Genomic DNA, 7,995 nt, shown 5'->3' on the forward strand with positions numbered 1-7,995 from the left:
AATGGGTCCTAGCCTGCGAGTTTCAGTTGCCACAGGGGGGCGTCGGCCACCTGCAGCCGGGTAAGGTAGTCGAGCAGGGCGCCGCTGCCGGGCGCGGGCGGGTGCCGCTCCAGCACGGCGAGCAGCTCCTGCTGCTGCCAGCGCTCCAGCTCCAGCTCGTGTTGCAGCAACTGGCCGTAATCGTCCTCGTCGAGCTGTTCCTTCAGCCGTCGGCGCAGTTGCCGCCACTGGCCGAACAGGCCCCGGCGGGCCTCGAGCACCGGCAGGAACAGGGCCGGATCCGTGGCCAGCCCCTGCTCTTCCAGCAGCAACAGCAGCAACAGCAGATTGACGTTGGCGCCGTGCTCGTCCTGCAACTGCAGGCAGGCGGCGGCCACCCCGGGGCGGGCGTAGTGCTGCTCGCCGAACTGCCAGAGCTCGTCGGCGCCGATCATGACTGCTCCAGCTCTTCCAACTGCTCCTGCAGCGCCAGCCATTCGGCCTCGGCCTCGGCCAGTTGTTGCTGCAGGGGACTTTGCTCCTTCAGCAGTTGCTGCAGCCGGGCTTTGTGCTCGGCCTGGTAAATGTCCGGCTCCGCCAGTTGCCGCTCGAGGTCGGCCAGCTGCTGCTGGCAGCGCTCCATCTGGCTTTCCAGTTTGGCGATGGCCTTGCGCAGGGGCTGGGTCTGCTGGCGCAGTTCGGCCTGACGGCGTTTTTCCGCCTTGCGCCCCTGGGCGGAGTTGTCGCCGGCCGGGGCCGGCTGCTCCGGCTGCTCGGCCTTGTCCTGCTCCACCAGCCACTGGTGGTAGTCGTCCAGATCGCCGTCGAAGGGCTGCACCCGGCCGCCATCCACCAGGTAGAATTCATCGGTGGTGGCGCGCAGCAGGTGGCGGTCGTGGGAGACGATCACCATGGCGCCCTCGAATTCCTGCAGCGCCAGGGTGAGCGCCTCGCGCATGTCCAGATCCAGGTGGTTGGTGGGCTCGTCCAGCAGCAGCAGGTTGGGTTTCTGGTAGACGATGAGCGCCAGCACCAGCCGGGCTTTTTCGCCGCCGGAGAAGGGACCGACCGGCTCCTTCACCTTGTCGCCGCGAAAGTCGAAGCCGCCTAGGTAGTCGCGCAGGCTCTGCTCGCTGGCCTTGGGATCGAGCCGGGCCAGGTGGGTCAGCGGCGACTCCTCCGGGTGCAGGCTCTCCAGCTGATGCTGGGCAAAGTAGCCGAGCGCCACGCCCCGGCTCGCCTCCAGCTTGCCCGAGAGCGGCGTCAGCTCGCCCGCCAGCAGTTTGATAAAGGTGGACTTGCCGGCGCCGTTGCGTCCCAGCAGGCCGATGCGCGAGCCGGGCACCAGGTTGAGCTTGATCTCCGACAGCACCGCCTGGCCACCGTAGCCGGCAGCCAGCTTTTCCATGGCGATCAGCGGCACCGGCAGGCTGGCCGGCGGGCGGAAGTGGAAGCTGAACGGCGAGTCCACGTGGGCGGGCAGGATGCGCTCCATCCGCTCCATGGCCTTGAGCCGGCTCTGGGCCTGCTTGGCCTTGCTCGCCTTGTAGCGGAAGCGATCCACGTAGCTCTGCATGTGGCTGAGCGCGCGCTGCTGCTTTTCAAACATGGACTGCTGCAATGCCAGCTGCTCGGCGCGCATGCGCTCGAAGTCCGAGTAGTTGCCGGTGTATTCGTTGAGCCGGCTGTTCTCGATATGGATGATGCGGCCGACCACGGCATCGAGGAAGTCCCGGTCGTGGGAGATCAGGATCAGGGTGCCGGGGTAGCTTTTCAGCCAGCGCTCCAGCCAGATCACCGCGTCCAGGTCCAGGTGGTTGGTGGGCTCGTCCAGCAGCAGCAGGTCGGAGCGGCAGATCAGCGCCTGGGCCAGGTTGAGGCGCATGCGCCAGCCGCCGGAAAAGGCGCTCACCGGGCGGGACTGGGCGGCGTTGTCAAAGCCCAGGCCATGCAGCAGGCCGGCGGCGCGGGCGTGGATATGGTAGCCGCCGTGGGTGTCGAGTTTGCCGTGCAGCTCGGCGATGGCGATGCCGTCGTGGCGGGCCTCGGCCTGTTCCAGCTCCCGGCACAGGCGGCGGTATTCCCGGTCGCCGTCGATCACGTAGTCGAGCGCCGAGCAGTCCAGCGCCGGGGTTTCCTGGGCCACGCTGGCCAGCTGCCAGTCGGCGGGCAGGGCAAACTGGCCGCTGTCGATGCCGAGTTCGCCCTTGAGCAGGGCGAACAGGGTGGACTTGCCGCAGCCGTTCTTGCCCACCAGGCCGACCTTCTGGCCGCCGTGGATGGTGGCGCTGGCATCTTTCAACAGGGGGCGGCCGCCCCGGAGCAATTCAATCTGGCTGAGGGTGATCATAAGGGCCCGGCATCCGACAAAAAGCGTATTTTAGCCGGTTTTGCTCCCCGGATGACAGGGGGCGCCCAGCCAATGGCGGCAATCCTGCTCGAACTGGGGCAGGGAGGCAAAGCCGTGGCGGGCCAGCAGGCCTTCCCAGTCCGCGCTCTTGGGCAGTTCCCGCAGGATGAACAGCAGGGTGGCCTGGCGGCGCCAGCTGTCGGCGTCGCAGCCGAAACGCCGGCGAAAGGCGTCCTGCTCTTCCTCGGTCAGGGTAAAACCGGCCGGATCCTCGGTCAGCTTGCGGTACAGGGGCGGCTGGGCCTCGAAGGGCAAGAGGGCGTGGGGCAGCAGTTCGTCGTACAGGGCCCGGCACAGCCGGCCCTGGGCGCCCTGCCAGTCCCGTTCGCCCTGCCAGCCGGCCAGCCTGTCGGCCAGGGCCGCGAGCAGGGGGGAAGGGGTGAGCCGGCCGCTGCCTTCAGGCTGGGCCAGGCGCAGGGAAATATCCACCTGGCTCAGGCGGGTACCGGCGAAGCCGTGCCAGGCGAACAGGGTGTCGGCGGCGAGGAAAGCGGCCTCGCCGGCCGCCAGGGGGTAATGATGGCGGCCCAACTGGACAAGGCCGCTGCCCTGGTGCACCAGCAGCAAGCGGCCCTTGAGGTGGCGCTGGCGCTTGCCCGGCAGCAGGTGGGGATGAGGGAGCAACTGGTGGTGAATACTGTAATAGGCAGCGGTGGTCATTGTAGTCGGTTCGATTTTGGCGGAGAATCCGGGGCAGAGTGGTAACGAGGAGTTCAGCCGTGGAAACCCGTCGCAAGAAGCGTTTTATCGCCGGTGCCGTCTGCCCCCAGTGTCAGTCGATGGACACCATGATGCTGTATATGGAGCACGGTGTCGAGAAAGTCGAGTGCGTTCGCTGCGGTCATCACCAGAGCCAGGCCGGCAAAGAGGTGGAGGCGGCCGGCAATGGTGAGCTGATCGGGGTGTTCAAGCCGGAATAAGGCGACAAAACCATGTGAGCTGTGCGTACTTTGCGCAGTCGTTTGACGCTGCTCTTCCCAGCCTTACCCCCTCTGGGCTAGACTGGTATCGGCAGAGCAAGTGTTTTTATTCCCTGTGCCATCTTGATTTCTGCCAACCCATGGCCCTTCGGGGCCATCTTTTATTCTGCCCGCGCCGCATTTCCTCCGCTTTGACCATCAGGTATGCTATGGCCACATTCACGAGCAGGGCCATTCCCATGAAAGTATCCCAAAACACTGTGGTGACGCTGGACTTTACCGTCATCAATGCCGACGGCGACATCCTCGATTCCACCGAAGGCAAGCAGCCGCTGCAATACCTGCACGGCACCGGTTACCTGGTGGCCGGCCTGGAAGCGGAACTGGCCGACAAGGTGGTGGGCGAGGATTTCGAGGTGACCCTGAGCCCGGAGCAGGCCTATGGCGAATACGACGAGACCCTGGTGCAGTCGGTGCCCGGCGAGCTGTTCGACGGCATGGAGGTGTCCGAGGGCGATACCTTCGTGGCCGAGACCGACGAGGGACATCGCCCGGTGACTATCATCGAAGTGGCGGAAGAATACGTGAAGGTGGACGGCAACCACCCGCTGGCGGGCATGACCCTGAGCTTCAAGGGCGTGGTGCGCGAAGTCCGCGCCGCCACCGAGGAAGAGCTGGCCCACGGCCATGTGCATGGCGACCACGATCATCATCATCACGATCATGACGGCGGCTGCTGCGGCCACCACCACTGAGCCGGTTTCGGCAACCACAAAAAAGGCGCTGCGGCGCCTTTTTTGTTGCCCTCACCCCTCACCTCAGTAATGGGGCGGCGGGGTTTCTTCCGCCTGGCTGGCGATCTGGCTGGGCTGCAGCTCCTTGAACTTCTTCACCAGCAGGCCGAGCTGGGTTTTGAGCCGGGCGATTTCCGCGCCTTGGGCGGTGATTTCCTGATTGAGCTGATCGATGGTGTCATCCTGGAAGGCCAGCCGGGTTTCCAGCTGTTCCAGGCGGTGGAGGTACTCTTCGTTCATTACCTTGTTCTCTCTGTACTGAGGGCCCAGGTTTCTCCCAGGCCGGCGGAGCTGATGCTGTAGATATGCCCCTGATCGCCGAAGGCCACCCCGTAGACCATGGCGCTGGCCGGCCGGAGCCGGGTGTGCAGCCCGACCTGCCAGCTCTGCAGCAGGAGACCGTCGTCCAGTTGCCACAGCGCCAGGCGGCGGGCGGTGCCGCCGGTGACCAGGCGGTTATTGGTCGGATCCAGGCGGGCGCTGACGAAGGTCTGGCCCCGGTGGGGAACCTTCAGCCTTGCCTGCAATTCCCCGCCGGGCAGGCGATGGATCTCTCCGCCACCCTGGGCATCGGCGCTGAAGGCGTAGCCGCCCTTGGCATCGAGGCGGGCCAGGCTGACGCTGTGGGGGTGCTGCCAGCGGGCGACGATGGCCGCATCGGTGGTCTGCCACAGGATCACCTGGCCGTCGTGGCTGGCGCTCAGGGCATAGCGACCGTTGGCGGAAAGGTCCACCGCGTTGATCCTGTCCTGGTGGCCCATAAACCGTAGCCGGCGGCCGCTGCGCAGGTCGACGTATTCCACCTCGCCGCCCTGGTAGCCGAGCAGCAGGCTCAGGCCGCCGTCGGCCAGGGCCAGGCTGCGCAGGGTATGGTCGAGTTGGTAGAAGCCCAGGTTGCGGCCCTGCTCCAGCGACCAGAGCGCGACCGTGTCGTTGGTGGCGGTGGCGGCGGTACGGCCGTCGGGCGAAATGGCGAGCAGTACGATATCCTGAGTGGATGCGCCCTGATACCAGTGGTAGAGCGGCTCCGCATCGCCCCGCTGCCACACCTGCACCGGGCCGGAACCGGTGGAGATCAGGGTGAAGCGGCCATCGGCGCTGGTTTCCGCCGCCAGCACCGTGCCCTCGGCATAACGGCTCTGCTGCAGGGGCCTGTCCGCCCCGTCACAGCCGGTCAGCAGCAGAAATGTGACGTACAGCGCTGTCGTCAGCCAGCGCATTGGCATTTTTGTCGGCTTGGGCTTTCGCATCGGCAAGTTGAAACGTTAGTATAGGTTCCGAGTTATAAGCATCTCATTTTCCATGGGGTTTTTCCCCTGTTCTGGAGTGAATAATGAAAAAACTGTTGCAAGTCAGCCTGCTGGCTTCCGCCGTCATGGTGGGTTTGAGTGGGTGCAAGGAAGAGCAGGCGACGGCGCCCGCACCGGCCGGCGAGTCGGCCGCGGCCCTGACCAGTTTCGAGGACAAGTCCGCCTACGCCATCGGCCTGTCGATGGGGCGCTATATCGGCTCCACCCTGGAGAAACAGCAGGAGCTGGGCGTCAGCCTTGACAACGACGTCATACTGCAGGGGGTACGTGACGGCTTCAACGATCAGGGACGGATGACCGACGAGGAAATCCAGGGTGCCCTGATGGCCTACGACGAGCACATCAACGAGCTGATCGAGACCCAGGCCAAGGAGCAGGCGGCGGCCACCCTGGAAGAGGGCAAGAGCTTCCTGGAAGAAAACGCCAAGCGTGAAGGGGTGCAAGTTACCGAGTCCGGCCTGCAGTACGAAGTGCTGAGCGAAGGCGACGGCGACAAGCCGGCGGCGGAAGACGTGGTCACGGTGCACTATGTGGGCACCCTGGTGGACGGCACCCAGTTCGACAGTTCCATTGACCGGGGCGAGCCGGCCAGCTTCCCGCTCAACCAGGTGATCCCGGGCTGGACCGAGGGCGTGCAGCTGATGCCGGTGGGCTCCAAGTACAAGCTGTACATCCCGGCCGATCTGGCCTACGGTGAATCCGGCGCCGGCACCATCCCCGGCAACGCCGTGCTGATCTTCGAAGTCGAGCTGCTGGATATCGAGCGAGCCGAGCAGCCGGAGCAATCCGAACAGCCCGAGACCCAGGAATAAACAGAGGGCGCCACTCGGCGCCCTTCTCTAAATCAGAGCAACTGCCGCCAGCCCTCCGGGTCTTGCAGCAGTTGCTCTTTTTGTTTTCTGGTCAGCTGCTTGAGCCGGTATTCCAGCTTCAGCGCCGTGGACTTGTCGGCCACTTCCTGCTGCCAGGCCAAGGTGGCCGGCCGGCGGGCCCAGACATAACGGGAGGCCAGGCTCTGCCGCTGATTGTGTTCCCGGCAGCGGCGCTCGGGATCCAGGCTGATGCCCGCATAGAGGCTGTGATCCCGGCAACGCAGCAGGTAGACAAACCAGCCATGGGCCTCGGCCGTGTCGGTGTCGTTCATGCCCATTAGTCTCCGTTAGGAGCCAGGTGGATGCTCAGCACCTGGGGGGGATAGCAGAGGCCGGTGGTGCAGCCCTGGTAGCGAAACTCGACCCGGCCGCCGTCGGCCGTCGCGCGCAGCGGCACCTGCAACTGCAACTCCTGGTGGTAGACCTGGCTCTGACCGAAATACTCGTCCTGGTGCGGCCTGCCCTCGGGCAGGGTCCAGTCGCCGAGCTCGGCCTGCTCCGCCGACAGCGCCAGGCTGTGGCGGTAGAGGTAGTAGCCGGGCGCGATGTCCACCGTCAGCGTCAGCCGCCCGTCCCCCTGCCGGTGGCGGACGACAAAGGCCTGCTCCACCGGCAGGAAGGAGGGCGCGGCGGGGGCGGCTTTGGTCAGGCCCAGCCGTTCGAGCAGGCCGGCCTGGGCCGGCGCCAGGGGCAGGGCAAAGGCCAGCAGCAGTGCAGGGATACGCAGCAACATGGTGTTCCTTGTTGAAGGGGCCGGAGCCGGCCCGTCGGGGCCATCATAGCCGGAACCGCCCCCGGCCGCTTGACCTGGGTCATAAATCGGCGGTCGGGGCCGGGTCCGAGGCTTTCACTATAACGCCCTGCTGGGGTAAGGTCACCGCTGCGGGACGTTTGAAAACGGGCATCGTCGTCCCCATATGCTAGGTTTGACCCGTAACAACGCCCAAACGGCGCGAGCAGAGGTAACAGTGGGTAAAGTATTCTTGCTATTGGTCGGCGCCATCTTGCTGGAGATTTTCGTGTTTATCGAGGTGGGCTCGGCCATCGGCGCCTGGAGCACCCTGGCACTGATCGTGCTCACCGCCGTGGTCGGCATCAGCCTGGTCCGCATTCAGGGCATTCAGACCCTGATGGAGGCCCAGCACAAGATCAACCGGGGCGAGCCGCCGGCGCGGGAGATGGTGTCGGGCATGATGCTGGCGCTGAGCGGCGTGCTGCTGCTGCTGCCGGGCTTCGTGTCGGATCTGGCCGGCCTGCTGCTGCTGTTGCCCCCGGTCAGGGTGGCCCTGGCGGAGCGCTTCCTGAGCCGGGCCCATGTGCGCGGCCACAAGGGTCACACCTTCAGTGCCGAGTATTACTATCACAGCGAGGTCCGCCGGCCCGAGGAGCGGCTGCGGGACCACAGCCCCGGCAGCACCTTCGACGGTGAATACGAGCGCAAGGACGACAACAAGTAGCCCTCCCGCCGGCGACCGCCTGGCCGTCTCCGTCAGCCTCCCGCTTCCCGCTAGGCGCTCTTCTCCGCCAACGGATGGTTGATCCGCCAGGGGAAGCGCTGCCAGGCGAACAGGCAGGCCAGCAGTCGACTACGCGGCCGGCTATCAGCGCGGCCTGCGTCGCCACTTCCACGGCGAGAAGTTCGGCACCGAGGCCGAGCACCAGCAGTGGCTGGCCCTGGATGGCCACCGTCAGGAGCTGGGCGATGGCTAC

General features: G+C 65.7%; 11 protein-coding genes. 4 read left to right on the forward strand and 7 right to left on the reverse strand.

Features of this window, described 5'->3' with window-relative positions; all coding sequences use genetic code 11:
* Positions 1–8: 8 nt before the first annotated feature.
* From CGX12_RS10985 to CGX12_RS10995, 3 genes are read right to left on the reverse strand one after another with little or no spacing between them, the layout of a single operon-like run.
* Positions 9–434, reverse strand: a complete 426-nt coding sequence (locus CGX12_RS10985; protein WP_094039927.1) for a TIGR02444 family protein — start codon at positions 432–434, stop codon at positions 9–11.
* On the reverse strand, positions 431–2,329 hold the full coding sequence (locus CGX12_RS10990) for an ABC transporter ATP-binding protein (protein WP_094039928.1): 1,899 nt from the start codon (positions 2,327–2,329) through the stop codon (positions 431–433). The genes CGX12_RS10985 and CGX12_RS10990 overlap by 4 nt, the downstream gene beginning before the upstream one ends.
* Before the next feature lie 30 nt (positions 2,330–2,359).
* Positions 2,360–3,049, reverse strand: a complete 690-nt coding sequence (locus tag CGX12_RS10995) for a hypothetical protein (protein WP_094039929.1) — start codon at positions 3,047–3,049, stop codon at positions 2,360–2,362.
* A gap of 59 nt (positions 3,050–3,108) precedes the next feature.
* On the opposite strand from CGX12_RS10995, the gene CGX12_RS11000 reads away from it, so the two are divergent.
* Positions 3,109–3,309 (forward strand): YheV family putative zinc ribbon protein, encoded by a 201-nt coding sequence (locus CGX12_RS11000; RefSeq protein ID WP_094039930.1) that lies wholly within the window; start codon positions 3,109–3,111, stop codon positions 3,307–3,309.
* Positions 3,310–3,548: 239 nt separating this feature from the next.
* The gene (gene slyD / locus CGX12_RS11005) at positions 3,549–4,064 is read left to right on the forward strand and encodes a peptidylprolyl isomerase (RefSeq protein ID WP_094039931.1); all 516 of its coding nucleotides are present in this window, start codon (positions 3,549–3,551) and stop codon (positions 4,062–4,064) included.
* Between the two features lie 63 nt (positions 4,065–4,127).
* Here the strand turns inward: slyD and CGX12_RS11010 are convergent, their stop codons facing one another.
* Both CGX12_RS11010 and CGX12_RS11015 read right to left on the reverse strand, forming a co-directional pair.
* Entirely contained in the window at positions 4,128–4,343 is a 216-nt protein-coding gene (locus tag CGX12_RS11010) for a SlyX family protein (RefSeq protein WP_094039932.1), read from the reverse strand.
* Positions 4,343–5,329: a WD40 repeat domain-containing protein gene (locus CGX12_RS11015; protein WP_254918271.1), complete on the reverse strand. Its 987-nt coding sequence runs from the start codon at positions 5,327–5,329 to the stop codon at positions 4,343–4,345. The genes CGX12_RS11010 and CGX12_RS11015 overlap by 1 nt, the downstream gene beginning before the upstream one ends.
* Positions 5,330–5,436: 107 nt before the next feature.
* Here CGX12_RS11015 and fkpA point away from each other — a divergent pair, with 107 nt between their 5' ends.
* Positions 5,437–6,225, forward strand: coding sequence for an FKBP-type peptidyl-prolyl cis-trans isomerase (gene fkpA, locus CGX12_RS11020; RefSeq protein WP_094039933.1), 789 nt, complete (start codon positions 5,437–5,439; stop codon positions 6,223–6,225).
* Positions 6,226–6,257: 32 nt separating this feature from the next.
* Here fkpA and CGX12_RS11025 read toward each other — a convergent pair whose 3' ends face one another.
* Positions 6,258–6,557, reverse strand: a complete 300-nt coding sequence (locus CGX12_RS11025) for a GIY-YIG nuclease family protein (protein ID WP_094039937.1) — start codon at positions 6,555–6,557, stop codon at positions 6,258–6,260.
* Positions 6,558–6,562: 5 nt separating this feature from the next.
* Positions 6,563–7,018: a protein-disulfide reductase DsbD domain-containing protein gene (locus CGX12_RS11030; protein ID WP_094039934.1), complete on the reverse strand. Its 456-nt coding sequence runs from the start codon at positions 7,016–7,018 to the stop codon at positions 6,563–6,565.
* A 235-nt stretch (positions 7,019–7,253) separates the two neighbouring features.
* On the opposite strand from CGX12_RS11030, the gene CGX12_RS11035 reads away from it, so the two are divergent.
* Entirely contained in the window at positions 7,254–7,742 is a 489-nt protein-coding gene (locus CGX12_RS11035; RefSeq protein WP_232513378.1) for an FxsA family protein, read from the forward strand.
* Positions 7,743–7,995: the final 253 nt, after the last annotated feature.

Source organism: Zobellella denitrificans (assembly GCF_002237365.1).
Taxonomy (GTDB): domain Bacteria; phylum Pseudomonadota; class Gammaproteobacteria; order Enterobacterales; family Aeromonadaceae; genus Oceanimonas; species Oceanimonas denitrificans.